27 protein-coding genes are annotated in these 26,420 nt (G+C 68.2%); 14 read left to right on the plus strand and 13 right to left on the minus strand.

Translation table 11 applies throughout. The features are described 5' to 3' along the window. Nucleotides 1–299 precede the first annotated feature (299 nt). Together V5F48_RS12690 and V5F48_RS12695 are read right to left on the minus strand one after the other, a co-directional pair. Nucleotides 300–491 carry a hypothetical protein gene (locus tag V5F48_RS12690; protein ID WP_282640299.1) on the minus strand — a complete coding sequence of 64 codons (192 nt, stop codon included), beginning with the start codon at nt 489–491 and terminating at the stop codon, nt 300–302. A 394-nt stretch (nt 492–885) separates the two neighbouring features. Then, nucleotides 886–1,473, minus strand: coding sequence for a CarD family transcriptional regulator (locus tag V5F48_RS12695; RefSeq protein WP_394259019.1), 588 nt, complete (start codon nt 1,471–1,473; stop codon nt 886–888). Between the two features lie 569 nt (nt 1,474–2,042). On the opposite strand from V5F48_RS12695, the gene ahcY reads away from it, so the two are divergent. The 5 genes from ahcY to V5F48_RS12720 all read left to right on the plus strand — a co-directional run bounded on the left by ahcY (nt 2,043) and on the right by V5F48_RS12720 (nt 9,634). Further along, nucleotides 2,043–3,440, plus strand: a complete 1,398-nt coding sequence (gene ahcY / locus V5F48_RS12700) for an adenosylhomocysteinase (protein ID WP_394259020.1) — start codon at nt 2,043–2,045, stop codon at nt 3,438–3,440. A 452-nt stretch (nt 3,441–3,892) separates the two neighbouring features. Continuing rightward, the gene (locus V5F48_RS12705) at nt 3,893–5,779 is read left to right on the plus strand and encodes a potassium transporter Kup (protein WP_394259021.1); all 1,887 of its coding nucleotides are present in this window, start codon (nt 3,893–3,895) and stop codon (nt 5,777–5,779) included. A gap of 239 nt (nt 5,780–6,018) precedes the next feature. Further along, on the plus strand, nt 6,019–7,089 hold the full coding sequence (locus V5F48_RS12710) for a putative bifunctional lysylphosphatidylglycerol flippase/synthetase (protein ID WP_394259022.1): 1,071 nt from the start codon (nt 6,019–6,021) through the stop codon (nt 7,087–7,089). Nucleotides 7,090–7,388: 299 nt separating this feature from the next. Next, on the plus strand, nt 7,389–8,603 hold the full coding sequence (locus V5F48_RS12715) for an acyl-CoA dehydrogenase family protein (RefSeq protein WP_394259023.1): 1,215 nt from the start codon (nt 7,389–7,391) through the stop codon (nt 8,601–8,603). Next, a complete protein-coding gene (locus V5F48_RS12720; protein WP_394259024.1) occupies nt 8,600–9,634 on the plus strand; it encodes a phosphotransferase family protein in 1,035 nt (344 codons plus the stop codon). The genes V5F48_RS12715 and V5F48_RS12720 overlap by 4 nt, the downstream gene beginning before the upstream one ends. 108 nt (nt 9,635–9,742) lie before the next feature. Here V5F48_RS12720 and V5F48_RS12725 read toward each other — a convergent pair whose 3' ends face one another. The 4 genes from V5F48_RS12725 to V5F48_RS12740 all read right to left on the minus strand — a co-directional run bounded on the left by V5F48_RS12725 (nt 9,743) and on the right by V5F48_RS12740 (nt 11,941). Further along, entirely contained in the window at nt 9,743–10,495 is a 753-nt protein-coding gene (locus V5F48_RS12725) for a TetR/AcrR family transcriptional regulator (protein WP_394259025.1), read from the minus strand. Nucleotides 10,496–10,591: 96 nt separating this feature from the next. Continuing rightward, nucleotides 10,592–10,810: a hypothetical protein gene (locus V5F48_RS12730; RefSeq protein ID WP_394259026.1), complete on the minus strand. Its 219-nt coding sequence runs from the start codon at nt 10,808–10,810 to the stop codon at nt 10,592–10,594. 113 nt (nt 10,811–10,923) lie between these two features. Then, nucleotides 10,924–11,394 (minus strand): SRPBCC family protein, encoded by a 471-nt coding sequence (locus V5F48_RS12735; RefSeq protein WP_394108949.1) that lies wholly within the window; start codon nt 11,392–11,394, stop codon nt 10,924–10,926. A gap of 70 nt (nt 11,395–11,464) precedes the next feature. Next, a complete protein-coding gene (locus tag V5F48_RS12740; protein ID WP_394259027.1) occupies nt 11,465–11,941 on the minus strand; it encodes a hypothetical protein in 477 nt (158 codons plus the stop codon). 101 nt (nt 11,942–12,042) lie between these two features. Here V5F48_RS12740 and V5F48_RS12745 point away from each other — a divergent pair, with 101 nt between their 5' ends. Beyond that, complete coding sequence (locus V5F48_RS12745; protein ID WP_394259028.1) at nt 12,043–12,378, plus strand: hypothetical protein; 336 nt, start codon at nt 12,043–12,045, stop codon at nt 12,376–12,378. Between the two features lie 13 nt (nt 12,379–12,391). Here the strand turns inward: V5F48_RS12745 and V5F48_RS12750 are convergent, their stop codons facing one another. The 5 genes from V5F48_RS12750 to V5F48_RS12770 all read right to left on the minus strand — a co-directional run bounded on the left by V5F48_RS12750 (nt 12,392) and on the right by V5F48_RS12770 (nt 18,146). After that, nucleotides 12,392–12,625 (minus strand): type II toxin-antitoxin system HicB family antitoxin, encoded by a 234-nt coding sequence (locus tag V5F48_RS12750; RefSeq protein WP_394259029.1) that lies wholly within the window; start codon nt 12,623–12,625, stop codon nt 12,392–12,394. After that, entirely contained in the window at nt 12,622–12,864 is a 243-nt protein-coding gene (locus V5F48_RS12755; RefSeq protein ID WP_282640312.1) for a hypothetical protein, read from the minus strand. Before V5F48_RS12755 ends, V5F48_RS12750 begins: the two co-directional genes overlap by 4 nt. Nucleotides 12,865–13,071: 207 nt before the next feature. Continuing rightward, nucleotides 13,072–14,670: an AMP-binding protein gene (locus V5F48_RS12760; protein WP_394259030.1), complete on the minus strand. Its 1,599-nt coding sequence runs from the start codon at nt 14,668–14,670 to the stop codon at nt 13,072–13,074. Nucleotides 14,671–14,794: 124 nt separating this feature from the next. Further along, nucleotides 14,795–15,337 (minus strand): CAP domain-containing protein, encoded by a 543-nt coding sequence (locus V5F48_RS12765; protein WP_394108944.1) that lies wholly within the window; start codon nt 15,335–15,337, stop codon nt 14,795–14,797. A gap of 205 nt (nt 15,338–15,542) precedes the next feature. Continuing rightward, nucleotides 15,543–18,146 carry a DUF3772 domain-containing protein gene (locus tag V5F48_RS12770; RefSeq protein ID WP_394259031.1) on the minus strand — a complete coding sequence of 868 codons (2,604 nt, stop codon included), beginning with the start codon at nt 18,144–18,146 and terminating at the stop codon, nt 15,543–15,545. Nucleotides 18,147–18,384: 238 nt separating this feature from the next. Between V5F48_RS12770 and dapE the strand changes: the two genes are divergently transcribed. Beyond that, nucleotides 18,385–19,533 (plus strand): succinyl-diaminopimelate desuccinylase, encoded by a 1,149-nt coding sequence (gene dapE / locus V5F48_RS12775; RefSeq protein ID WP_394259032.1) that lies wholly within the window; start codon nt 18,385–18,387, stop codon nt 19,531–19,533. 20 nt (nt 19,534–19,553) lie between these two features. Next, nucleotides 19,554–20,315, plus strand: coding sequence for an alpha/beta hydrolase (locus V5F48_RS12780; RefSeq protein ID WP_394259033.1), 762 nt, complete (start codon nt 19,554–19,556; stop codon nt 20,313–20,315). A gap of 114 nt (nt 20,316–20,429) precedes the next feature. Here the strand turns inward: V5F48_RS12780 and rpmB are convergent, their stop codons facing one another. Next, nucleotides 20,430–20,735, minus strand: a complete 306-nt coding sequence (gene rpmB / locus V5F48_RS12785; protein ID WP_394259034.1) for a 50S ribosomal protein L28 — start codon at nt 20,733–20,735, stop codon at nt 20,430–20,432. A 188-nt stretch (nt 20,736–20,923) separates the two neighbouring features. Between rpmB and V5F48_RS12790 the strand changes: the two genes are divergently transcribed. Both V5F48_RS12790 and V5F48_RS12795 read left to right on the plus strand, forming a co-directional pair. Next, nucleotides 20,924–21,178: a type II toxin-antitoxin system RelE family toxin gene (locus V5F48_RS12790; protein WP_394259035.1), complete on the plus strand. Its 255-nt coding sequence runs from the start codon at nt 20,924–20,926 to the stop codon at nt 21,176–21,178. A 9-nt stretch (nt 21,179–21,187) separates the two neighbouring features. Then, complete coding sequence (locus tag V5F48_RS12795; RefSeq protein ID WP_394259036.1) at nt 21,188–21,577, plus strand: helix-turn-helix domain-containing protein; 390 nt, start codon at nt 21,188–21,190, stop codon at nt 21,575–21,577. On the opposite strand, the gene V5F48_RS12800 is transcribed toward V5F48_RS12795, so the two are convergent. Beyond that, on the minus strand, nt 21,578–22,498 hold the full coding sequence (locus V5F48_RS12800; protein WP_394259037.1) for a LysR family transcriptional regulator: 921 nt from the start codon (nt 22,496–22,498) through the stop codon (nt 21,578–21,580). It abuts the gene before it with no gap. Nucleotides 22,499–22,753: 255 nt separating this feature from the next. On the opposite strand from V5F48_RS12800, the gene V5F48_RS12805 reads away from it, so the two are divergent. The 4 genes from V5F48_RS12805 (at nt 22,754) to V5F48_RS12820 (ending at nt 26,180) form a co-directional block, all read left to right on the plus strand. Continuing rightward, nucleotides 22,754–24,250: a CoA-acylating methylmalonate-semialdehyde dehydrogenase gene (locus tag V5F48_RS12805; protein WP_394038322.1), complete on the plus strand. Its 1,497-nt coding sequence runs from the start codon at nt 22,754–22,756 to the stop codon at nt 24,248–24,250. Nucleotides 24,251–24,383: 133 nt separating this feature from the next. After that, complete coding sequence (locus tag V5F48_RS12810; RefSeq protein WP_394259038.1) at nt 24,384–24,611, plus strand: FitA-like ribbon-helix-helix domain-containing protein; 228 nt, start codon at nt 24,384–24,386, stop codon at nt 24,609–24,611. Beyond that, nucleotides 24,608–25,036 carry a type II toxin-antitoxin system VapC family toxin gene (locus tag V5F48_RS12815; RefSeq protein ID WP_394108936.1) on the plus strand — a complete coding sequence of 143 codons (429 nt, stop codon included), beginning with the start codon at nt 24,608–24,610 and terminating at the stop codon, nt 25,034–25,036. The genes V5F48_RS12810 and V5F48_RS12815 overlap by 4 nt, the downstream gene beginning before the upstream one ends. 1 nt (nt 25,037) lies before the next feature. Then, on the plus strand, nt 25,038–26,180 hold the full coding sequence (locus tag V5F48_RS12820) for an isobutyryl-CoA dehydrogenase (RefSeq protein WP_394259039.1): 1,143 nt from the start codon (nt 25,038–25,040) through the stop codon (nt 26,178–26,180). Nucleotides 26,181–26,420 lie beyond the last annotated feature (240 nt).

The raw sequence follows: 26,420 nt of genomic DNA on the forward strand, positions 1-26,420 counted from the left end.
AGGGCTTTATCATCGTCATGGCCGGGCTTGTCCCGGCCATCCACGCGGCGCGGCCGGGGATTCATTTCCCACGCTTTCCCAAGCGGTTCGGCGTGGATACCCGAGGCGCAGGCCGCCAAAATAAAACCGGCTGCCCCCCGGGGAGAGGACAGCCGGCGGCTTCGGCTCTTGTCTTCGGGCATGCTGCCGACGTGAGGGACCGGTCGCCGCTCAGGCGAATGTCACCCGGGCGGATCCCACTCTCACTTCGGCCGAGAGAACGCTTGTCCCATCAGCTTGCGCGCTGATGGGCGCGTGCCCTAGCGCTGGTCGCGCCGCTCGTCCCGTTGATTCTCGTTCCGTTGGCCTCCCTGCTGCTGGCCGCCCTTTTGGCCCGGCACCTGGGCCTGTTGCTGCTGGCCCTTGTCCTTGCCCTGGCCTTCGCGGCCTTTTTCGTTCTGGTTCGGGTTCTGGTTCGGTGGATTGCGCTGATCCTGGTCACGATTGGACATGATCGCTTCTCCAAGCCAGCCCCGTGGGATGTAACGCCCCATGGCATCGCCCGGTTCCGCCAGCTCGTCGGAATGTTTGGTGTCGCCCGACCGGCTTATGCCAGAGCCGCGGGAGACCGGCACATGGCGCGCGGACATGGCGCAAAGACATGCCGCGCACACGCCGCGCGGTCGGAGCCCCAACGCATGGCTGGCGCGCGCTTAGCGCATGCATGGCAGCAGTGCGCGGCCTCGAAGGAGGCTTCGCATGGCAGTATTGCGCAGCCTCCCCGGAGGCTTCGCATGACAGCAGTGCGCAGCCTCTCAAAGGAGAACGCGCAAAAAGAAAGACCCGGCCGAAGCCGGGTCTTTGACTTGGAGCAGAATCACGCGATCAAAGATCACGCCGTCACGGTCACGCGGCCTCGTCGGCCTCGATCTCCGCGTCCAGGTCGGCCTCTTCCACCACCTTGGTGGCGCCGCGGCGCGGACCCTTGAGCAGGTTCTGCTCGATGAGCTTTACCGCTTCGGTCTCGGTGATGTTGTTCACCGCCGAAAGCTCACGGGCCATGCGATCCAGAGCGGCTTCGTAAAGCTGGCGCTCCGAATAGGACTGCTCGGGCTGGGCGTCGGACCGGTAGAGATCGCGCACCACTTCCGAAATGGAGACGAGATCGCCGGAATTGATCTTGGCTTCGTATTCCTGCGCGCGGCGGCTCCACATGGTGCGCTTTACGCGGGCGCGCCCCTGAAGAGTCTCCAGCGACTTGTCGACGATATTGGTCTCGGAGAGCTTGCGCATGCCAACGGTGGCGATCTTGGGAACGGGCACCCGCAGCGTCATCTTGTCCTTTTCAAACGAGATCACGAAGAGTTCGAGCTTGAAACCGGCGACTTCCTGCTCCTCAATGGACACGATGCGGCCCACGCCATGTGACGGGTAAACAATGTGCTCACCCGTCTTGAAGCCGAGACGGGTCTGCGCGTTCTTCTTTGCCGACATGCTCTTGACACTCCTGATCCGGCCCTGGGACATGAAGCCTGGGGCCGAACCTGTTGGCGCGGAGGCCGGCCGGTCCGGTACCGGGACGGCGCGCACCTGGCGCTGCGGACTTGGGTCGCGGCCGGAACGCCCGCCAACCCGCTCAGCCAGTCGATGGCGATGGACAGCCCCCGCGCCGCGCCGTAAGTGTCGGCAGGCACGTAAATTCTCGCCCGTGTATTCCCGAGAATACGCCCATGGTCATGCGCGAACACTGAGCGGGCGCGAAGCGGCTGGTTGGGTGAAAGCAATCGACTGTAAAGTCACGTATATCACAATTTTTGTCGGAATCAAAGCGCGCCTGTCGCCAACCTTACTTGGGCGGGCGCGAGCGGCAACTTGGCCGGGACCTTGGCCGGGACCTTGCCCGGCGCGAAGGCGCGCGGCTTGGTCGAGCTTGCCACACCCAGTTGCCACCTTCGATATAAGCATTTCTTTATATCCTTATTGCCGCAACAAAGGCTTCGTGCTACAGGCGCGCATCCCGACCTGCGCCCAGTGCGGCGCGGCGCATTCCAGCGGAGCAATCCATGAGCAACGATTACGTGGTGAAGGACATCAACCTTGCGGACTGGGGTCGCAAGGAGCTGGACATCGCCGAAATCGAAATGCCCGGCCTCATGGCCACCCGCGCCGAATACGGCCCGTCCCAGCCGCTGAAGGGCGCCCGCATCGCCGGCTCCCTGCACATGACCATCCAGACCGGCGTACTCATCGAGACGCTGAAGGCGCTGGGCGCCGACGTGCGCTGGGCCTCGTGCAACATCTACTCCACCCAGGACCATGCCGCCGCCGCCATCGCCGCTGCCGGCGTGCCCGTCTTCGCCGTGAAGGGCGAGACGCTGGAGGAATACTGGGAATACACCCACCGCATCTTCGAGTGGGCCGACGGCGGCGCGCCGAACATGATCCTGGACGACGGCGGCGACGCCACCCTCCTCGTCCACCTCGGCCTGCGCGCGGAGACCGGCGACACCGCCTTCCTCGATTGCGCCACCAATGAAGAAGAGGAAGTGCTCTTCGCCGCCATCAAGCGCCGCCTGAAGCACAAGCCCGGCTGGTACACCCTGCTGGCCAAGACCATCCGCGGCGTGACGGAAGAGACCACCACGGGCGTGCATCGTCTCTACGAGATGCAGAAGAAGGGCACCCTGCTGTGGCCCGCCATCAACGTCAACGACAGCGTCACCAAGTCCAAGTTCGACAACCTCTACGGCTGCCGTGAGTCGCTGGTGGACGGCATCCGCCGCGGCACCGACGTGATGATGGCAGGCAAGGTGGCCATGGTCGCGGGCTTCGGCGACGTGGGCAAGGGCTCCGCCGCCTCCCTGCGCAATGCCGGCTGCCGGGTCATGGTGTCGGAGATCGACCCCATCTGCGCCCTCCAGGCCGCCATGGAAGGCTATGAAGTCACCACCATGGACGACGCCGCCCGGCGCGCGGACATCTTCGTGACCGCCACCGGCAACCTGGACGTGATCACGGTGGATCACATGCGGGCCATGAAGGACCGCGCCATCGTCTGCAACATCGGCCACTTCGACAGCGAGATCCAGGTGGCCGGCCTCAAGAACCTGAAGTGGCACAATGTGAAGCCGCAGGTGGACGAGGTGGAGTTCGCCGACGGCAAGCGCATCATCCTGCTCTCGGAAGGCCGCCTGGTGAACCTCGGCAACGCCACCGGCCACCCGAGCTTCGTCATGTCCGCGTCCTTCACCAACCAGACGCTGGCGCAGATCGAGCTGTTCACCAAGCCCGGCCAGTACGGCAAGGAAGTCTACACCCTGCCCAAGCACCTCGACGAGAAGGTGGCCTCGCTGCACCTCGACAAGATCGGGGTGAAGCTGACAACGCTCACCGACCAGCAGTCCGCCTATATCGGCGTGCCCCCGCAGGGCCCGTTCAAGAGCGAGCACTACCGCTACTGAGCGGTGCCCCGCGGCGCTTCGCGCTGCACCCATTCCACAGCGGAACGCCGGCCCCCGGGCCGGCGTTCGTCGTTTGGAGGGCGTTGTGCGGGGTTTGCGGCAGTGCATTGTCTTCCCCCGCGAACGGGGCTAGGTGTTGGTCGTACCCGCCCCATGCGGGCAGAGCCGGACGGTTCAAAGCGGCGTCTTTTCGGTCCACGACTTCGGACCGGACGTGGCGCGGTCCGGTCCCTGCCCATGTGCCACGGACGGGAAACGCGCGGGGGCTTGCCTTGAACGGTTTCGTGCGACGGTCGCGAGGCGTGACACTGCGCGACGTGATACCAAGCGTCTCAGGCTTCCAGTTGACTGGGCACCGCGGCACCGCCGGGTGCCGAGCCGCAACTGAGAGGGCCGGTGGGCGCCCCCCCTCCCCCCTGCCCGACGCGCGGCACTGAGCGCGATCGCCCTCGATGGCCCTCAGCTTTTCCCGCGACCGCACACGCCCCCTGCCGTTCGCCGCCGAAATCGGCGCCCTCGGCGTGGTGTTCGGCGACATCGGCACCAGCCCGCTCTACGCCCTCAAGCAGGGCGTGCTGGCGGTGGGCGGCACCAATTTCCTCGGCGCCGACGTGCTCGGCCTGCTCTCCCTCATCACCTGGAGCATCATCCTTTCCGTCACGGTGAAATACGTGATGCTGGTGCTGCGGGCGGACAATGACGGCGAAGGCGGCATCCTCGCCCTGGTCACCCTGCTGGATCTCCACCGCAGCGCGCTGGGCATGCGCTGGTACCTGCTCGCGGCCGGCCTGCTCGGCGCCGCCATGCTCATCGGCGACGGCGTGCTCACCCCGGCCATGTCGGTGCTCTCGGCCATCGAGGGGCTCCAGGTCATCGCGCCGGAGCTGGAGCACTGGGTGGTGACCCTCACCGTGCTGGTCCTGCTCGCCATCTTCCTGTCGCAACGGCTCGGCACGGAGCGCATCGCCGCCTTCTTCGGGCCGGTCATGCTGTTGTGGTTCGGCTCGCTCGCGGCGCTCGGCGTCTATGGCATCCTGCAGGCGCCCCAGGTGCTGGCCGGGCTCGATCCGCGCCATGGCATCATGCTGATGGTGCAGCATCCCGGGCTCGCCGGTGTCATCCTCGGCGCCTGCTTCCTGGCGGTAACCGGCGGCGAAGCGCTCTATGCGGACCTCGGCCATTTCGGCCGCCCGGTGATCGCCCGCGCCTGGCTGTTCGTGGCCATGCCGGCGCTGCTGCTGAATTATTTCGGCCAGGGCGCGATCCTGCTGGTGGATCCCAATGCGGTGCGCAACCCGTTCTACGACCTGTCGCCGGACTGGTTCGACATCCCGCTGCTGTTCCTCGCCACGGCGGCGACGGTGATCGCCTCCCAATCCATCATCACCGGCGTGTTCTCGCTGGCCAAGCAGGCCATCGAGCTCGGCTACCTGCCGCCCATGCGCATCCGCTATACCTCGGAGCACAACGAGCAGCACATCTATGTGGGCCGCCTGAACTGGCTGCTGATGATCGCCTGCATCGCCGTGGTGCTGGGCTTCGAGGCCTCCGAGCGGCTGGCCTCGGCCTACGGCATCGCGGTGGCGTTCGCCATGGTCACCACCTCCATCCTGTTCATCGCCCAGGTGCACCGGGCCTGGGGCTGGCCGGCGCCGGCGGTGTGGGCGATGGCCACGGGCCTGTTGGTCATCGATTTGGCCTTCGCCACGGCCAACATGACCAAGATCCATGACGGCGGCTGGCTGCCCCTGAGCATCGCCGGCGCGGTCATCTTCGTGATGGTGAGCTGGCGGCGCGGACTGGAGGGCGTGGTGGCCCAGCAGGTGCGCTTCACCGAGCCCCTCGACAGCTTCGTCGCCCGCAAGGACCGGGTGAACGACGTGGAAGCCCCGCGCACCGCCATCTTTCTGTCGCGAGCGGGTGCGATGACGCCGGTTGCCCTCTCGCGCATGGCGGACCTGCTGAAGGTCCGGTTCGAGAAGGCGGTGATCGTCTCGGTGTGGATCGCCGCGCGGCCCCGGGTCTCGGTGGAGGACCGGGTGAAGGTGACGACCCTCAACGAGGGCTTCGTGCGGGTGGATCTGCGCTTCGGCTACATGCAGCAGATCGACGTTCCCTCCGTGCTCGGCCCGGCGCTTAGCGCCCGCGGCATCGATCCGGACGCGGCCATCTACGTGATCGGCCACGAGCGGATCATCCCGCCGGACGAGGTGACCAAGATCAAGGACGTGGTGGCGCATGTGTTCGCCTTCCTCGCCCGGAACGCGGAACGCTCGGTGGACCGGTTCGGCCTGCCGCGGGCCCGCACGGTGGAAATCGGCTATCCGGTGAAGCTTTGAATGGCCGCGCCGGTCGGTTCGGCACCGTCACGGTGGGCAAGACGGGTAGAATTCGGCAGGCCGCCACGGAGCGGCGGCGGGGAGCGCGCCGTTCTTGAAGGGCGGCAATCGAACAACGCAATCTGAGCGAGCCGGCGGCGTCACCAAGCAAAAGAGTGCGAATGGCCCTTCAATCTCGCGCGAAAGCGTGCAGATGTGGGCGGGCCGGTGACGGTGCGGGCGGGGATATCGGTGACGCAATGGGTGTCCGGGCGGTCGGTTCGAAAATCTGGGTTTTTCTGCGGGATCGGGTCGGTCTGCACGGGCTGGGCTTCGTTCTCAGCCTGGTGGTGATCGCGTTCGCCGCCACAGTGCTCTACCGCATGCTTCACAACCTGAAGCTCGCGGACGTGATGGACGCCCTCGCCGCGAAGGACCCACGCAACGTCATCATCGGCTTCCTGCTGGTGGCCGGGGCCTATCTCACCCTCACCTTCTATGACTGGTTCGCCCTGCGCACCATCGGCAAGCACCATGTGCCGTACCGCATCGCGGCGCTGGCGGGCTTCTGCTCCTATTCCATCGGCCACAACGTGGGCTTCACCGTCTTCACCGGCGGCTCGGTGCGCTACCGCATCTATTCCGCGTGGGGGCTCGGGGCCATCGACGTGGCCAAGATCTGCTTCGTGGCGGGGCTCACCTTCTGGCTCGGCAACATCGCGGTGCTGGGCCTCGGCATCACCATCCATCCCGAAGCCGCCACGGCGGTGGACCGGCTGCCCCCCTTCATCAACCGCATGATCGGCATCGGCGCGCTGGCGGTGCTGGCGGGCTACATCACCTGGGTGTCGCTGGCGCCGCGCAACATCGGCCGCTCGTCGTGGTTCGTGACGCTGCCGCGCGGGCGCACCACCCTGGTGCAGGTGGGCATCGGCATCCTCGACCTCACCCTGTGCGCCGCCGCCATGTACATGCTGATGCCGTCGACGCCCTATATCGACCCGGTGTCGCTGGCGGTCATCTTCGTCACCGCCACGCTGCTCGGCTTCGCCAGCCACGCTCCCGGCGGGCTCGGCGTGTTCGACGCGGCGCTGCTCGCGGCGCTGCCGCAGTTCGACCTGAACGAAATGGTGGGCGCGCTGCTGCTGTTCCGCCTGTTCTATTACATCGTGCCCTTCGCCCTTTCGCTCACCCTTTTGGGGGCACGGGAACTGAGCCTGCGCTTCATCAGCCCGAAGGCGCCGGCCGTGCCGGACGGGAGCGCGGCGGCCCACACGGCCGCGGTGGCCGAGGCTTCGGCCAAATCCGCGGCCAAATCCGCCGCGGAATGACAACTGCTCCTGCCGGTTGACGCCGGTGGGCAGCAGACCGCTCGTCCGGAGGCGCGACGCAGCCGGTGCGGGCCTGACGGCGGTGCGCGCCGATCGAACCCATTTTCTCGGGGCATCCGCGCGCCGGATTCAACCAAAAGACCGCCAAAGACCATCAGGCAGCGGGTGAATTTTGGCGGACGGGCTGCTGACGCGTCCCGGGCCGACCATGGCCTGCGAGTGCTGGCCGCTTGAGATTTGTCAGGCAGCGATATAAAAGCGAGCGCTCGTTCTTTTTCGCCACTGCCATCGAGGTCACCATGGACTTCACCATCTCCCCCGCCCTCGAGGACCTGCGGCGCCGCATCGGCGCGTTCGTGGATCGCGAGATCATTCCGCTGGAAGCCGACCCCGCCGCCTATGACGCCCATGAGAACATCGCGCCCGAGCCCCTGGCGCGGCTGCGGGAGAAGGCGAAGGCCGAGGGCCTGTGGAACCTTCAGCTGAAGCCGGAGAGCGGCGGCCTTGGTGTCGGCCGGGTGGGCATGGCGGTCTGCTACACCGAGATGAACCGCTCCATCTTCGGCCCGGTGGTGTTCAATTCGGCCGCGCCCGATGACGGCAACATGATGGTGCTGGAGGCCGTGGGCACGCCGGAGCAGAAGGCGAAATGGCTCGCCCCCATCGCTTCCGGCGCCGTGCGCTCGGCCTTCGTGATGACCGAGCCCCATCCCGGCGGCGGCTCCGACCCCACCATGATGCTCACCCGCGCCGAGAAGCAGCCGAACGGCAGCTACCGCATCTTCGGCCGCAAATGGTTCATCACCGGCGCGGAGGAGGCGGCGCACCTCATCCTCGTCGCCCGCACCTGCGATGATCCCCGCACCGGCCTCACCGCCTTCGCCTTCCATCGCGACGCGCCGGGCTGGCGCATCGTGCGCCGCATCCCCATCATGGGGCCGGAGGAGCATGGCGGCCATTGCGAGCTGGAGTTCGACGGCCTCGAAATCCCGCGCGAGGACGTGCTGCTGGGCGAGGGCAAGGGCCTGCGCGTGACCCAGATCCGCCTCGGGCCGGCGCGCCTCACCCATTGCATGCGCTGGCTGGGCCTTGCCATGCGTTGCGTGGAGATCGCGCGGGCCTATGCGGACGTGCGCTACGGCTTCGGCGTGCGCCTCGCCGACCGGGAGAGCGTGCAGACCCTGCTGGGCCGCATCGCCATGGACATCGAGATCAGCCGCCTGCTCACCATGAAGGCGGCGTGGGAGCTGGATCGCGGCGGGCTTGCCCGCAAGGAGGTGTCCATGGCCAAGATCAAGGCCGCCAACACCCTGCACCTCGCCGCCGACAGCGCCATCCAGATCAATGGCGCGCGTGGCTATTCCAAGGATACGGTGCTGGAGTGGATCTACCGCTACGCCCGCCAGGCCCGCCTGGTGGACGGCGCCGACGCGGTGCACGAGATGGTGCTGAACCGCTTTTTGGAGAAGGAAGAAGGCGCCTTCTGGAACTGGCCGGTGGGAGCGGACGCATGAGCGGATCCGAAAGCAACGCCTGCGGCTCCAGCGCTTACGGCTTCGACGTCGGCGCCCTCGACGCCCATCTGAAAGCCCATATCGCCGGGCTCGAAGGCGCGCCCAGGCTCCAGCCCATTTCCGGCGGCCAGTCCAACCCCACCTTCTTCGTCACCTACGCCAACCGCGCGCTGGTGCTGCGCAAGCAGCCGCCGGGGGAACTGCTGCCCTCCGCCCACGCGGTGGACCGGGAATTCCGCATCATGCGGGCGCTGGCCGACACGCCAGTGCCGGTGCCGCCCACGCTGCTGCTGTGCGAGGACCGTTCCGTCATCGGCACCTTGTTCTATGTGATGGACAAGGTGGAGGGCCGCGTGTTCCACGACTGCACCCTGCCCGGCGTCTCGCCCCAGGAGCGCACCGCCATGTACGCCGCCATGGCCCAGACTTTGGCCTCGCTCCACAACGTGGATTTTGCCGCCGTTGGCCTCGCCGATTTCGGCCGCCCCGGCAATTATTTCGGCCGCCAGATCACCCGCTGGACCCGCCAATGGGAGCTGTCGAAGACCCGCGAGGACGCCAACATCGACCGGCTGGTGGCTTGGCTGCCGGCCCATCTGCCGGCGGACGACACCACACGCATCGCCCATGGCGACTACCGCGTGGGCAATCTCATGTTCCACCCCACCCGGCCCGAGGTGGTGGCGGTGCTGGACTGGGAATTGTCCACCCTGGGCCATCCGCTGGCGGACCTTGCCCATTGCGCCATGGCCTGGGTGTCGCGGCCTCAGGAATATGGCGGCATCGCCGGGCTCGACCTCGACGCGCTGGGCATCCCCTCCCGCGCGGATTTCGTGGCGCAGTACGAGGCGGCGGCGACCCACGGCCTGACGCTCACCAACTTCCACATGGCGTTCGCTTTGTTCCGCTGGGCGGTGATCTTCGAGGGCATTGCCGCGCGGGCGAAAGCCGGCAACGCGGCCGCGGAAGGCGCGGCGGAAACCGGCGCGCTGGCCGCAGCCTTCGCCCGGCGCGCGGCGGAATTTACCTGAGAACCCCTCACCCGACCCTCTCCCGCAAGGGGAGAGGGAGCCGTCTCGCGCCGGCCTCGCGGTGGAGGCGAAAGCCTCCCCATCCGTTCGCGCCTTGTAGGCAGTCGCTCACACCGTTCGCACCGCCAGCGCGCCGGCCACGAAGCGCGTCACCTGCGCCGCATAGGCCTGCGCATCGATGCCGCGCGCGCGATACTTGCTGCGCTTCACGTACCAGTCCTGAAGCAGCGGCTTGATGAGGGCGGCGGCGAACAGGGGGTCCTCGGCCACGAACACGCCCTGCCGCATACCTTCCGCAATCACGTCGGCGAAGATGCGCTCGGTCAGCCGCTCGCTGTCCACCGCGCGCTTGCGCGCCTCGGGCGGGAAGGCCTTCGCCTCCATGTAGGCGAACACGAACCAGGGATGCATGGCCTCGGAGAGTTGGACGTGTGCCGCAATGAGCCAGTTGAGGTGCGCGACCGGATCGGCGCGCACCGCCTCAGGCGCGTTGCCCAGCGCCGCCTCGACGGCGTGGGACACCTCGCCGAGGATCATCAGCAGCAGGGTGTCCTTGCTGTCCAGATAGGAATAGAGCCCGCCCATGCTAAGGCCGGATTCGGCGGCCAGCTGGCGCAGGGTCATGGCATGGAAGCCCTGGCGGTTGGAGAGCTTCAGCGCCGCGGCGATGATGCGGGCGAGGTTGGCCACCGCCACATGGGGCTTCTGCACCTTGATGAGGTCGCGGTGGCGCGCGTGGATGCGTGCCGACAGGGCTTCGAGCGAATGGCCGTCCAGCGAATGGCCTTCAGGCGCGGGTCCGGGCGCAGCGGCGTCGAGCGAATGGATCTCGCCAGCTTCGGCCCTCTCGTCTGCGCCCAACCTTCAACCCCCGACTTCAGCCCCCAGCAACGGGGCAGACTGCGGCGCAGCGAGGGAAAGTCAAGCACAGCCGCACGGCGGAAGTCGGTCGGCGCCTCAGACCATGGCGCAGAGCGCTTCCATGCGGGCGCAGACATCGCTCAGGGACGGCGCGGCGCCATCGCCCGGCGCCGTCAGGAGCAGGTCGGCGAAATCGTCGGCCTCCTGCTGGCGCAGGAAGCGCACCACGTCGTCGATGCTGGAGGCCTGCGTCTCCGCATCGCCGATGACGATGCGCAGGGAAAAGGGATCGGTCGGCGGAAGGCTGCGTCCCATGGTGATCTCCACTGCCGGCGCGCCGCGCGGGCGCATCATGGCCACCGGAGAATGAACGCGGCCTTCGCCGAAGGGTTCCCTCATCCCGGGCGCGAGATGGCTTGCGCCTCAGCTCACGCGCCGTGGAGGATCAGGTCCGGCAGGCGGCGGGTCAGGGTGCGCAGCACGCTCTGGGAGCCCTTGTTCATCACGTCGAACACCGCGTCCGAGGTGGCGTCCATGCTGAAGCCGTCATGGACGAAGTGGAAATGGGTGCCCCCGCTCTCGGTCGGCGTGAGGGTCCAGGTGACCACCGTATCGATATAATGGCCGAAGCCCTTCAGTTCCTCGTGGCCGCCCTTCCAGCTGAAGGACAATTCGCGCGGGGCGATGGCGGTCTTCACCTGGCACTGGAATTCGCCGTCCCAGCGCTCGATGGGCCGGCCCCAGATGGTGAACCTGTGCCCGTCCAGGGGCTGGATGTCGTTGGGAAAGAACCAGACGGCGAGCCACTCGGAATCGGTAATGGCGCGCCATACGATGTCCACCGGCTGCTCGAACTCGGCTTCGGTGACGATGGAGCGGGTCTCGATAACATCCGACATGGACGGAACTCCCAAAAAGGCGATCAAACAAAAGGCGTGGCCCGCCTTGCGAGGAAGCAAGAAGCGGGCCTCAGGCCGCGTCGCGCGCCCCTCCGGCGAGAGCGGCGCGGAACTGGCGGGCGAAGGCGGCGTGGTCGTCCGCCTGCGCGAACAGGATGTCGGCGTTCCACTCGATGCTGAGCGTGCCGTCCGGCCAGATCCGCTCGGCGCGATGCCACGACAAGACCGGCCAGCGCGGGTTGCGCCGGGGCAGGCCATCGGGTCCCCGCTCCCCCGGACGGCCGAGATGGACGCTCAGGAAGGCCACCACCTCGGGGCGAAACGCGAGGGCAAAGGCGATGCCGTGCCGGATCGTGCGGGGCGGCGGCCGCACCAGCCCCTGCTCGATGACGGCGAAGCCCGCCGGCCCGTCGCCGGTGGCAAGCTCGCGCAGCACCAGCACGCGGAAGCCGTGCTCCAGCGCCAGGGCGGGAACGGCATGGATGGCCACCGCCTCGTCATGAACAGACGCGACGGCGCCGAGCGGCGGCTGCAGCGGCGCGCTCATGCAGGCGCGCCCGAGAAAAGGCCGGCCGGGATCAATCCCGCTGGCATTGTTCCTGCTTGGCCCGGATCGCCCCCGAGGCGCGGCGGGCGAGAGGGCACATCTTGGTCAAGACCGACTATATTCCCGAACTCAGCGAAGTGCGCATGGAGCGGCGCGCGCCGGAGGGGCCATACGCCCTCGACGCCGACGACCGCGCCTATATCGAAGGGTGCCTGCGGCAGGTGGAGGCGGCCTTCGGCACGCAAGGCTTTCCCGGCATGCCGTTCGAGGCCATCCCCGGCCGCGCGCTGATGCGCCGCTTCATCGTGTGGTGGCGCACCCTGGAGCCGGAAAACGAGGCGCAGACCGAGGCCCACGCCCAATTGCCCGGCGCCATCCGCCTGCTCGACACGGTTTCCTCCTACCTGGAAGAGAAGGCGCGCGGCGGCAGACGCTGAGGCCGGCACCGCCTCACCCCTTCGCCGAGCCGGGCGCGGGCGGCTCGCGGTCGGCAGCCTTCAGGGCGTCGATGCAGGCGAACAGGGCCTGCCGGCCGTCGGCCAGGGCCTCCTCCTCGGTCTCGCCCACGCCGTGGCAGCCGGGCACATCCGGGAAGCTCGCCACGAACCCGCCGCCCTCCTCGGGCGGGATGGGTGCCACCGTGACCGGATAGGCTTCAAGATCGGTGGGGACGGGGGCGCTCATTGGTCCATCTCATCCATGCGATCCACCATGGCGACGAACGCCTTCACGTGGACGGAGCGGATCTTCTGCTTCATGGGCACGGCGACGCAATCGGGCACGGACGGGTGGGTGAAGACCACGTGGGTTCCCGTCACCTTGCGGAACTTCATCGCATACTGGGACGCGGTGATCTCGATGTCGGCGGGCCGCCACTCCCCGCCGGGATTGGCGCGCAAGGCTTCAAGCCTCTTGTTATGCATAACAGTATCCGTCGAATGAAAAGGGATGAAGCTGGAAAGACTTCAGTGTAGGCGCACGCGCCCCGCGGGCAAGCCGAAATGCTGGGCAGCCGGTGTCTTGGCTTGAAAGGCGGCGGCTGAGGCCGACCGCGATGGGACCCTTCTCCCCAGCCCTCCCCCGCAAGCGGGAGAGGGGGGTGAGGCGGTTCCTGCCGTCCCGCCACGCCGTCAGTCCCTGAGCAGCCGGCGGATGACCTTGCCTGTGGTGGTCAGGGGCAGCTCGTCCACGAATTCGATTTCGCGGGGATATTCATAAGCCGCGAGGCGCGTGCGCACGAAGGCGCGGATGTCGTCCTCCAGCGCCGCCGAGGGCTTGATCCCCGGCATCAGCACGATCACCGCCTTGACGATCTCGGTGCGCAGCGGGTCCTTCTTGCCCACCGCGGCGGCGATGGACACCGCCGGATGGCGCAGCAGCACGTCCTCGATCTCCGCCGGGCCGATGCGATAGCCGGCCGAGGTGATCACATCGTCGTCGCGGCCGAGGAAATGAAAATAGCCCTCCTCGTCCCGCGTGGCGAGATCGCCGGTGATGAGCCAGCCGTCGCGCACCTTCTCCTTGGTGGCGTCGGGCTGGTTCCAGTATTGAAGGAACATGACCGGATTGGGCGCGCGCACGGCGATCTGGCCCATCTGGCCGGGGGGCAGAATTTCGCCATTCTCGCCCAGCACCGCCACCTCGTGGCCCGGCACCGCCTTGCCGGTGGCGCCCGCCTTCGCCACGCCCAAAGCGGCCGAGGAGCCGATGACGTAATTGCATTCGGTCTGGCCGTAGAACTCGTTCACCGGCACACCGAGGGCCTGCCGGCCCCATTCGAAGGTCTCCGCCCCCAGCGCCTCGCCCGCCGAGCCCACGGTGCGCAGGTCGAAGCTGAAGCGGGCCTTGGGGTTGGGCACGGCGCGCATCATCTTGAGCGCGGTGGGCGGGATGAAGACGTTGCGCACCTGCGCCCGCCGGATCAGATCGAAGGCGGCCTCGGGATCGAACTTGCCGCGCGGCTGCGCCACCACCGGCACGCCCAGCGCCAGCGCCGGCAGGACAGTGTTGAGCAGCCCGCCGGCCCACGCCCAGTCGGACGGCGTCCACATGCGGTCGCCCGCCTGCCCGATGCCGTCATGGGTGTAGGTGACGCCGCTCACATGGGGCAGCAGCACCCGGTGGCCATGCAGCGCGCCCTTGGGCTGGCCGGTGGTGCCGGAGGTGTAGATCATCAGCGCCGGATCGTCCGGGCCGGAGGTGATGGGCAAGGACCGGTCGGAGGCCGTATCCAGCAGGGTGTTGAAATCGAGCACCCCCGTCCGCGCGCCGTCCACATTGATGACCAGCCCCAGCGCCTCAGGCCGCTCCACCACCTTGGCAAGGCCGGCATCGTCGGTGACGAGGGCCTTCGCGCCGGAATCGGCGAGGCGATAGGCAATGGCGTCCACCCCGAAGGCGCCGGCCAGCGGCACCGCGATGGCGCCCATCTTATAGACGGCGAGATGGGTGACCAGCACGTCCAGCGACTGGGGCAACAGGATCGCCACCCGGTCGCCGCAGCCGATGCCGTGGGCAAGCAGCGCGTGGGCGAGCCGGTTGGAGGCCGCCGCGAGCGCGCCATAGGACAGCGGCCGGAAGCCGGCGCCGTGGGGCAGGAACAGGGCCGGCCGATCGGGCGCGCGGGCGGCGATGGCGTCGCAGGCGTGGACCGCCATGTTGTAGCGACGCGGAATGTCCCAGACGAACGCCCGGCGCCGGCGCTCATATTCGCTTGCGTGCGCCAGCATAACCCGGCCGACCCTTCTGCCCCCACAATGTTGCAGCGCACGCTACAGCTTCGCGGCACCGCGGTGCAAGGGGTCTTTTGCCGGGTTCCGACAGGGGGCGCCGGCCGGGAGCAGCGCCGTCAGGTCAGCGCCCGCTCTTGTCCGGCTCGGCCAGCACCAGCGCCCAATAGACCTTGTACTTGGAATTGGGCGCATTGGCCGTGGCGATCCCCATGCGGCTCACCCCCGGCTCCAGCATGTTCTTGTTGTGGGAGGGGGAATCGCGCCAGCCGGAAAAGGCTTCCGCAAGGGTGTGATATCCCGCGCCCACATTTTCCACCGCCTTGGAGGCGTTGTAGCCGGAGGCCTTCATGCGGCTCATGAAATTGCGCCCGCCCACCTCGTGGGAGAGGTTGTCGGCCCGCGCCATGGCGTTGGCCTGGTCCTGGGCGATCTTGTTGAGCTGGTCGTCGATGGTGACGGGGCTCAGCCCCCGCCCGACCCGGTAATCGGAGATGATGGAGGCGGCCGCCGCCGCATCCACCGGCTTCCCGGTCTTGGCGAGGTTGATATAGAAGGCCGGCTGGCTGTCGAGCTGGGTGTCGGTGGTGCCGCAGGCGCCAAGGGTCAGCAGCAGCGCGAGCCCGGCACCGGCGAGAAGGGGACGGCGGAGGATCGGGTCGCGCATTTCTCTCTTCCAGCTGGTTCGGGGGCTCCCCGCCCCTTGGCACATCCCGCCGGGACCACCCGGCGCGCCCTCCGGACGGAAGGAAAGGGCGCGATCCGGCTCGGCGGGACCGCCTGCCTTGTGCGCCCTCAGGGTTGAGGAAGCGTTAGCGGGCGGGGGCGACGGCTCGCGAGGGACCGGCAGGACGCGCGCACCGTCCCGCGCCTCACTGCTGCGGGTCAGGCGGTGACGGCGGGGGCGGCACCATGTCCACCGGCGCGCGGGAGAGCGAGGCCCAGGGCTGGATCGCCATGCCGATGCCGGCCTTGCGGAAGCGCGACAGCACCTGGAAATGCAGGTCACTCTTCACCGTCAGCCCGTAATCCACGTTCGCCACCACGCAGCGCAGCTCGAAGGCCATGCCCGCATCGGTGAACTTGATGAGGAACACCCGCGGCGGCGGCGTCTGCAGCACCTGCGGATGGTCGCAGGCGCAGCCGATAAGGATGTCCCGCACCTCTTCCGCATCGCAGTCGTAGGACACGTTCACCGCCACGATGACGCGGCCGGTGGTGTTGGAGTGCGTCCAGTTCTTCACCATGCCGGTGATGAGGTCGGAATTGGGCACGATCACCGTGGCGCGCTCGAAGGTCTCGATCTCGGTGGAGCGCACCGAGATGCGCCGCACATAACCTTCCTCGCCCTTCACATTGATGGTGTCGCCCACCCGGATCGGCCGCTCGGCGAGCAGGATCAGGCCCGACACGAAGTTGGACACGATGGCCTGGAGGCCGAAACCGATACCCACCGAGAGCGCGCCGGCCACCAGCGCGATGTTCTCAAGGTTCAGCCCCACCTCGCTCATGGCGATCATGATCGCGATGATGGTGCCCACATAGCTGACGATGGTGGCGATGGAGGATTGCAGCGAGGCTTCCAGCCCCGAGCGGGGCAACAGGGCGGTGGAAACCCAGCGCTGGAAGGCGCGGGCGGCCACCAGGCTCACCAGCAGCAGCAGCACCGCGTAGAACACGCTCCACAGGGTGATGGTGGCAGTGCCGATGCGCACGCCGAAGGAGGCGCGCTCCACCGTGTCCATCACGTCGGCGGTGGAGGTGCCCCAGCTGCCGGCGATGAGGAAGCCGGCGACCACGAACAGCAGCAGCTTCAGGAGGCCCGATAACACGACCCCGATCAGTTCAAGGCTGGTGGGCTGCAGGCCGAGGGCCTTGGACAGGTGGCGGGTGCGCGGCGTCTCGGCCGACAGCCCCTCCCCGAAGAAGGAATCGATAAGGGCGTAGAGCAGGTAGAGCCCGCCCAGCACCGTGGTCGCGACGATCATGCGGGCGGCGATGAAGGCGGCAAAGCTCACATAGCCCGCCACCAGCGCGCCGAGGAGCAGGATCACCGCCAGCCAGATGCCGAGGCCCAGCCATTGCGGGCGGCTCCCGGAGGCCGTCGCCGCCTCGCCCTCGGCTTCCGTCTCGTCATCCTCGGAGCGCGCCACCCCCACGAGAAAGCGGGCGATGAAGCCGGCGATGAACAGGGCGAGGAGGGCGCTCGTCACCACCGTGAGGCCCACGGGTGCGAACAGCACCTTGTGCAGGGCATTGAGGAAGGCGGCGATGGCCAGCGTCCACACCGCGAACGAGAAATAGCGGAAGGCGAGCGAGGCTGCCGCATCCGGGAGCGGCGGCAGGCGGCGCCACGGCTCGTCGGGGGCGAGCAGCGCGCGCGCCACCGCATTGCCGATGGCCTTGATGAAGACCGCCACCACCAGACCGTGCAGCAGGTCTGAGGCGCGCGGCGGCACCAAATCGAAACCGCCCACGAAGGCCAGGGCGGCCAGGGTCGCGGCGGGCGCCACGCAGGCGTTGAGCAGCAGCACCTTCAGCGCTTCGCGGGCGGAGCGCAGCCGGGTGAAGCTCTCGCCGGGTGCGGGCGGCGGCGTGCGCAGTCGGCGGCGCAGCAGGCGCCCGCCCAGAACCACCGCGGCGCCGATGCCGAAGCCGCCGAGCAAAATCCCGAGCACCGTGAGGGTGTCCTGGCGGCGCCCGGCGAAGGTCGACCAATCGTTGACGAAATAGCGGATGGACCGCCACTCGGACGACACCGAGGACAGGGCATTGCCCCACAGGTCGGGATCGAGGATGGAGTCCGAGCGCTCGAACAGCTGGCCGGTGAACAGCGCCCGGCGGCGGGTGCTGATGCGGTCGGAGATCTGGTCGGCACGCAGCAGCAGCGCCCGGTTCTGCTTCAGCACCGCGCCGAGGTCCGAGTTGATCTTCTGCAGCCGTTCGCGGTCGGCAGCCACCGCCGGGTCCTCGGCGGCGCCGTCGGCGGGCTTGGCGCCGAGCCCGCTCAGCCGGCTCTCGGCATCGGCGACGCGGGGGGCGATCTGGTCGCTCACCGCCGCGAGATCCCGGCGCGCCGGGTCGAGCCGCTGGCGCACCTCATCGAGGTCGTTGGGTCGCAGCCCCTCCAGCGCCAGCGAGGCGTCGAGGGCATCCAGGGTGGCGCGCGCCGCCTCCAGCTTCTCGCGGGCGGCGGTGATCGTGGGATCGGTCGGCAGCACGACCGGCTTGGCCGCCTCCGGCGCAGCGGCGGGCGCCGCCGTGCCGGCGGCCGGCGGAACGGCGGGCGGGGTTCCAGCGGCCGGCGCAGGCACAGCCGGCGCGCCGGCGGCGGGCACGCTCTGGTGCGGGGCGCCCTGCCCCGGCGCGCCCTGCCCCTGCGCACTCTGCGCCCCGGCCGGCGCCAGGGGCACCATCGACAGACCCATCGACAGGAAGAGCGCGACCAGAACGGCCGCGGGCTTCGTTACATGCATATCGGACCTCCGCGGCGGTGTTCCTGTCGCCCGAAGGCGGCATGTTCGTGGCGGATGGGAGAGAAAGGCGGCGGGGCGGGGCTTCGAAATCGCGAAAATCGGTATAAAAGTCGTCCCGATTGTTGCGATTTTCGTGATTTTGCATCCTCCGGCCACTGCCGGACGCAGAGAGACTGTCCTGATGACCGGCGCCGCTCCCGTCAAGCCCCAGGTTGAACCTTCCAGGCCGCCCGCGCCCATGGACGCCGCCACCGATCCCGTGGCGCTGGCCGCCGAGCTGATCCGCGCGCCCTCGGTGACACCCCGCTCGGACGATGCGCTGGAGCTGGTGGCCCGACGGTTGGAGGCTGCCGGATACCGGGTGGAACGCCTGACCTTCGCCACCGGCGGCGTACCCGTCCCCAACCTCTACGCCCGCATCGGCGACGAAAGCCCCAACCTGTGCTTCGCCGGCCATGTGGACGTGGTGCCGGAAGGCGATGCCGCCCAATGGGCCCACGGCCCCTTCGCCGGCACGGTTCAGGACGGTGTGCTGCACGGGCGCGGGGCGGTGGACATGAAGGGGGCGGTGGCCGCCTTCCTCGCCGCCGCGCTCGCCTTCGGCCGGCCGGAGCGGGGCAGCCTCTCCTTCCTCATCACCGGCGACGAGGAGGGCCCGGCCCTCGACGGCACGGTGAAGGTGGTGGAGTGGCTGAAGGAGAAGGGCGAGACCATCGACCATTGCATATTGGGCGAGCCCACCAATCCGGACGCCCTGGGCGACGCCTTCAAGGTGGGCCGGCGCGGCAGCCTCTCCGGCATCATCACCGTGAAGGGCGTGCAGGGGCACGTGGCCTATCCGCACCTGGCGGACAATCCCATTCCCCGGCTGGTGAAGCTGGTGGCCGCGCTCACCGCCGCGCCGCTGGATGAAGGCTCGGACTTCTTCCCGCCCTCCAACCTCGAAGTGGTCTCGGTGGACGTGGGCAATCCGGTCTTCAACCTCATTCCGGCCCAGGCCACCGCGCGCTTCAACGTGCGCTTCAACGACCTGTTCTCGCTAGAGAGCCTGAAGGCCGAGATCGTCCGCCGCCTCGACACCGCCGGGGCGGCCTATGACCTCGAATTCCGGCCGGGGGCCAGCCAGAGCTTCCTCACCACCCCCGGCCCGTTCACCGAGCTGGTGGCCGGCGCGGTGGAGGAGGTGACCGGGCGCCGGCCCGCGCCCTCCACCTCGGGCGGCACCTCGGATGCGCGCTTCATCAAGGATATCTGCCCAGTGGTGGAATTCGGCCTCGTGGGCCGCACCATGCACAAGGTGGACGAGGCGACGCCGGTTAAGGACATCCACGCCCTCACCGCCATCTACGGCCGCATCATCGCCCGCTATTTTTCAACCTTCGCGTGAGCCCCATGACATCCGTTGACATGACGCTCGATGAAACCTTCTCCCGGCTCGACGTGGGCGGCCGCGCCATCGCCGTGCGCGCGCTGGCCGGCGCGGCGCCGGGCCTGTTCTGGCTGGGCGGCTTCAAATCGGACATGACCGGCACCAAGGCCGAGCATCTGGCCCGCTGGGCCGCCGAGCATGGCCGCGCCAATTTGCGCTTCGACTATTCGGGCCACGGCACCTCCGGCGGCGCCTTCGAGGACGGCACCATCTCCCGCTGGCTGGAGGAGGCGGTGGCGGTGTTCGATGCGAAGACGCAGGGCCCGCAGGTGGTGATCGGCTCGTCCATGGGCGGCTGGATCGCGCTTTTGCTGGCGCGGCTGCTGGCCAGGCGGGGCGAGACGCGCCTGAAGGGGCTGGTGCTGGTGGCCCCGGCGCCGGACTTCACCGAAGACCTGATGTGGGCGGGTTTCCCGCCGGAGGTGCGCGCGACCATCGAGACCACGGGGCGATTCGAGAAGCCGTCCGCCTATTCTGATTCGCCCTATGTGATCACCCGCGCCCTCATCGAGGACGGGCGCCGCCACCTGCTGCTCGGCGCGCCGTTCGCGGTGGGCTGCCCGGTGCGCATCCTCCAGGGCGCGCAAGACGAGGACGTGCCGTGGCCGCACGCCATGCGCCTCGTCAGCTGCCTGGCCGAGGACGACGTGGTGTTCTCCCTGATCAAGGATGGCGACCACCGCCTGTCGCGGCCGGAAGACCTGGAGCGCCTGACCGACGCGGTGGCCGAACTGGCGTGAGGCCGGCTCGGCCCCGAGGCAGAAGCACGCCCGGCCGGAAACGACAAAACCCGCGGAGGCATGGCCGCCCGCGGGTTGATTCGTCTCGAACGCCCGGAACCCCGGACGACAGCCTCAGGCCGCGGCCGGTTCCGCCTCGGCAGTCGCAGCCTTGGCGATCAGGCGCTTGAACTCGAGGGCGCGGGGGGACAGTTCCTCGTCGTGGGCCTTCTTGAGGAAGCCGTCGAGGCCGCCGCGATGATCCACGCTCTTGAGCGCGTTGGCACTCACCCGCAGGCGGATGGTGCGCTTCAGCGTCTCGCTCTCAAGGGTGACGTTGCACAGGTTCGGGAGGAACCGGCGCTTGGTCTTGTGGTTCGAGTGGCTCACCTTGTGGCCGCTCAGAACCCCCTTGCCGGTCAGATCACACCGCCGGGACATGGCAGAAGTCCTTCTTATCTGGTCTTCAGCGGGGAACGCGAAGCGGGGCCAGACGACCCTGCCGCACTCACCCGCTCTATCGGGAAGCGGCTCGTATAGGGGGATAGGGGCCGCCAGTCAAGGTATGGGGCAAGGTCTTCCGCCACCAGCGCGTTGCCGGAATGTTAGCACTATGCTAACTTTGCCCCATGAAAGAGATCACATACAGCCGGGCGGCGCTCAAGGTCCTGACGCGCCTGCCGGCCAATGTATCTCGCACCATCCTCGCCAAGATCGAGCAATATGCCGCCGATCCCGCATCGCTTGCCAACAATGTCAGCGCACTCAAGGGAGAGCCGGGCTGCTTTCGCCTGAGGATAGGCGACTGGCGGGTGGTGTTTTCGGAGGACGGCACGGTGCTCGCGATCATCCGCATCGCGCCGCGCGGGTCCGCTTATGAATAGGAGCCGGTCATGACCGCCACTGCGCGTCCCAGCGTCCAGACCATCGTCGCCCCCGGCGGCGAGCGGCTGGTGGTGCTGCCGGAAGCCGATTACCAGGCATTGCTCGACGCCGTGGAAGCCGCCGGCGACCTCGCAGCCGTGCACACCTTTCGCGCGCGCCTCGCCGCGGGGGAAGAGGAGCTGGTTCCCGCGTCCGTGGTGAAGCGTATTGTCGACGGGGACAACAAGGTCCGCGTCTGGCGCGAGCATCGCGGCCTCACCGCGCGCACGGTGGCGCAGGCCGCCGGCATCGCCCCGGCGACGCTCTCCCAGATCGAGAGCGGCGCGCGCAAGGGCAGCGTCGGCATACTGCGCAAAGTCGCGAACGCGCTCGACGTGGATCTCGACGACATCGCCTGATCACCCCGGCAGCAGCACGCCCCTGCCCTTCTGCACCACCCCGGCGATGAAATCCGCCGCCACGCGGATGCGGGCGAGGTCCCGCGTATCCGTATGGGTGAGCAGCCAGAAGGTGCGCGTCAGCCCCACCTCGCCCGGCAGGATGGGCACCAAAGCGTCGGGTCCCTCCCCCGCGAACCGGTCCGCCATGAAGCAGGGCAGCACGCACACCCCGGCGCCCGACTGGGTGGCGGTGAGCTGGGCGACGAGGCTCGAACTCTTCAGCCGCACCCTTATGTCCTTGGCCACCAGCGGCACATAATCCAGCTCCGGCGCATAGATCAGGTCGTCCACATAGCCGATGAAGGGGTGGCGCTGGAGGCCGGCGCGGCTCTCGATGGGCCCATGCCGCTCCAGATAGGACCGCGCCGCATAAAGCCCCAGCCGGTAGTCGGTGAGCTTGCGGGCATGCAGCCGCCCCTCCTTCGGCCGCGACAAAGAGATGGCGATATCCGCCTCGCGCTTCGACAAAGAGAACAGGCGCGGCATGGCGAGCAGCTGGATGTCCAGCTCCGGGTGAAGATCGGCCAGCGCCGAGATGCGCGGGGCGAGGAAGAAGGTGCCGAAGCCGTCCGGCGCGCCGATGCGCACGGTGCCGGCGACGCCCAGGTCCGTCCCGCCGATCTCGCCCTGCGCCGCCAGCGCCAGGGTCTCCATGCCCTCGGCGGCGGCCATCAGCCGCTCGCCGGCGGCGGTGAGGCCGTAGCCGTGGGGCCGGCGATCGAACAGCTTCGCCCCCAGCGCCGCCTCCAGCGCGCCGATGCGCCGGCTCACCGTGGAATGCTCCACCTTCAGACGCGCAGCCGCCGCCGTCAGCCGGCCGGCACGCGCCACGGCGAGGAAGAAGGTGAGGTCCGACCACTCGAAATCGCCCGCGCGCACGGCTCCCCCTCATATGATCCCGCCCATGTGATCCCGCCCATGTGATCCCGGAGGCCGCCGGGACAAACCCGCATGGCGCTTGGGTGGCACCCTGGCAGCGGTCGAGGACCGGAGCCGTTGGTGTGGATTGACGCACATCAATGGTGCGAAGATTGCCGTAGCTGTGCACAAAAGGATAGGGCAATGTGCCGGCCAACACAGGGCGCCGGTCAGGCGACCCCCGCTTTGGAAACGCACCACAAGGGAACCCCCATCATGCGCGAGATCGGCCATTTCATCGGCGGCAAGCACGTGCCCGGCACGTCGGGCCGCTATGCCGACGTCTACCAGCCCATGACCGGCGAGGTGATCGCCCACGTGGCCCTCGCCTCCACGGACGAGTTGAACGCCGCCGTCGCCAATGCCAAGGCCGCGCAGCCGGCCTGGGCCGCCACCAATCCCCAGCGCCGCGCCCGCGTGCTGATGAAGTTCCTGGAGCTGGTGCAGCGCGACTATGACAAGCTCGCCGACCTGCTCGCCCGCGAGCACGGCAAGACCGTGCCCGACGCCCGCGGCGACATCCAGCGCGGGCTGGAGGTGGTGGAGTTCGCGGTGGGCATCCCCCACCTCATGAAGGGCGATTATTCCGACGGCGCCGGCCCCGGCATCGACATCTATTCCATGCGCCAGGCGCTGGGCGTGGTGGCGGGCATCACCCCGTTCAACTTCCCGGCCATGATCCCCATGTGGAAGTTCGGCCCCGCCATCGCCTGCGGCAACGCCTTCATCCTGAAGCCGTCCGAGCGTGATCCCGGCGTGCCCATGCTGCTGGCCGAGCTGATGCTGGAAGCCGGCCTGCCGGCGGGCATCCTCAACGTGGTGAACGGCGACAAGGAATCGGTGGACGGCATCCTCGACCATCCGGACATCCAGGCCATCGGCTTCGTGGGCTCCACCGCCATCGCCCAGTATATCTATGCCCGGGGCGCGGCCAACGGGAAGCGGGTGCAGGGCTTCGGCGGCGCCAAGAACCACATGATCATCATGCCCGACGCCGACATGGACCAGGCCGTGGACGCCCTCATCGGCGCCGGCTACGGCTCCGCCGGCGAGCGCTGCATGGCCATCTCGGTGGCGGTGCCGGTGGGCGAGGACGCCGCCGAGCGGCTGCTGGAAAAGCTGGTGCCCCGCGTGGAGAACCTGAAGATCGGCCCCTCCACCGACGGCGCGGCGGACTTCGGCCCCCTCGTCACCCGCGAGGCGGTGGAGCGGGTCAAGAACTACGTGGACATCGGCCTCCAGGAGGGCGCCAAGCTGCTGGTGGACGGCCGCGGCTTCAAGATGCAGGGCTATGAGAACGGCTTCTACATGGGCGGCTGCCTGTTCGACCACGTGACCGCCGACATGCGCATCTACAAGGAGGAGATCTTCGGACCCGTCCTCTCCGTGGTGCGCGCGCCCGACTACAAGGAAGCCCTGCGGCTTCCCACCGAGCACGAATACGGCAACGGCGTCGCCATCTACACCCGCGACGGCGACGCGGCCCGCGACTTCGCCTCCAAGGTGAACGTGGGCATGGTGGGCATCAACGTGCCGATCCCGGTGCCGCTGGCCTATCACACATTCGGCGGCTGGAAGCGCTCGGGCTTCGGCGACCTCAACCAGCACGGGCCGGACGGCGTGCGCTTCTACACCAAGACCAAGACCGTCACCTCCCGCTGGCCCTCGGGCATCAAGGACGGCGCGGACTTCGTCATCCCCACCATGGGGTGAGGCCCCCGGTCCCGGCCTGCCGGGGCCGGGTCAAGCCCGCGCGGCGCCTGAGCGAAGACGTGCATCCTCCTCCTTGCAACCGAAATCTCGTGCTATCATTTTTGATAGCACGAGAGGAACGCAGGAGGATGCCATGGCCCAGGTGCTGATCCGCAACATTCCCGACGAGACCCTCAACGTCTACCGGGAGCGGGCCAAACGGAACGGGATCTCGCTGGAGCAGGAAATCCGCAACCTGCTGGAAAAGAACCGGCCCTATACGCCGGAGGAGCGGGTGGCGATCACCCGCTATCTCCATTCCAAGACGTTGAAGGTTTCGCCCCCGCTCACGCTGGATGAAATCCGGGAAGGCCTTGAATGAGCAAGGCCGTCGTCGTCGATGCCAGCGTGGCGGTGAAATGGCTGGTGAAGGAGGAGGACGTCGAAAGCGCCCTCCGCCTGCTCGAAGGCGCCGATGACATCAGGGCGCCGCAGATTGTCTTCGGAGAGGTCGCCAATGCCTTGTGGAAGAAGGCCCGCAAAGGAGACATCACGTCGGGGACAGCCCTCGATGCGATCGGGTTCCTGCCGGGCTTCATCGGCAACGTCTTCGCCACAGGAGACCTTATGACCGAGGCCCTGCGGATGGCCTGCGCGTTCGACCACCCCGTCTATGACTGCCTCTATGTGGAAGGCGCGCGCCGTCTCGACCTTCCCCTCGTCACCGCCGACCTGCGCCTTGTCCGGAAATTCTCGGCGTCGCCCTATGCCTCCTCCATCCTCCCCCTCGATCACTGGCGCCCCTGACATGTTCACGCTCACCGAGGACCAGATCGCCATCCGCGAGATGGCGCGGGATTTCGCGAACGCCGAGATCGCCCCCTTTGCCGTGGAATGGGACGAGAAGAAGCACTTCCCAGTGGACACGCTGCGCGCGGCCGCCGCGCTGGGCATGGGCGGCATCTATGTGCGCGACGACGTGGGCGGCTCCGGTCTCTCCCGCCTCGATGCGGCGCTGATCTTCGAGGCGCTGGCCACCGGCTGCCCCGGCACGGCGGCCTTTCTCTCCATCCACAACATGGCCACCTGGATGATCGACCGCTTCGGCGACGACGACCAGCGCAACCGGTGGGTGCCACGCCTCACCACCATGGAGCACATCGCCTCCTACTGCCTCACCGAGCCGGGCGCGGGATCGGACGCCGCCGCGTTGAAGACCAAGGCGGTGCGCGACGGCGACCATTACATCGTGGACGGCCAGAAGCAGTTCATCTCGGGGGCGGGCGCCTCCGACATCTATGTGGTGATGGTGCGCACCGGCGGCGACGGGTCCAAGGGCATCTCCACCCTGGTGATCGAGGCGGGCACCCCCGGCCTTTCCTTCGGCGCCAACGAGAAGAAGATGGGCTGGAACGTGCAGCCCACCCGCGCCGTCATCCTCGAGGGCGTGCGGGTGCCGGTGCAAAACCGCCTCGGCGCCGAGGGCGACGGCTTCAGGATCGCCATGGCCGGCCTCGACGGCGGGCGGCTGAACATCGGCGCCTGCTCCCTCGGCGGGGCCCAGGCGGCCCTCGACAAGACGCTCGCCTACATGCGCGAGCGCAAGGCGTTCGGCCAACGGCTCGACGCCTTCCAGGCGCTGCAATTCCGCCTCGCCGACATGGCCACCGAGCTGGAGGTGGCGCGCACCTTCCTGTGGCGCGCGGCGGCGGCGCTGGATGCCAAGACGCCTGACGCGACACAGCTCTGCGCCATGGCCAAGCGCTTCGCCACCGATGCCGGGTTCACTGTCGCCAACGAGGCGCTCCAGCTCCACGGCGGCTACGGCTATCTCGCCGACTACGGGGTGGAGAAGATCGTGCGCGACCTCAGGGTCCACCAGATCCTGGAAGGCACCAACGAGATCATGCGGCTCATCATCTCCCGCGCGCTGATCGCGCAGGGGAATTGAGCGGAGCGGACCTCCCCGCAAGCGGGGAAGGGTTTGCACCGCTCCCAGCTGAGGCTGGGGCAGGACAATTCTGGCCGGAAACACCGGCCCGCCCCCTCTCCCGCCTGCGGGGGAGGGTTGGGGAGGGGGCAGGCCCTTCCCGCAGACATCACGCCGGGGGGAGGCACCAGCCCCCACCCTGCCCTCCCCCGCTCCGAAGCCGAATGTTTCCGGCTTCGGCTCTTGGGAACCGAACTCGGC

This window comes from Xanthobacter autotrophicus ATCC 700552 (assembly GCF_043194565.1).
Classification (GTDB): Bacteria; Pseudomonadota; Alphaproteobacteria; order Rhizobiales; family Xanthobacteraceae; genus Xanthobacter; species Xanthobacter autotrophicus_F.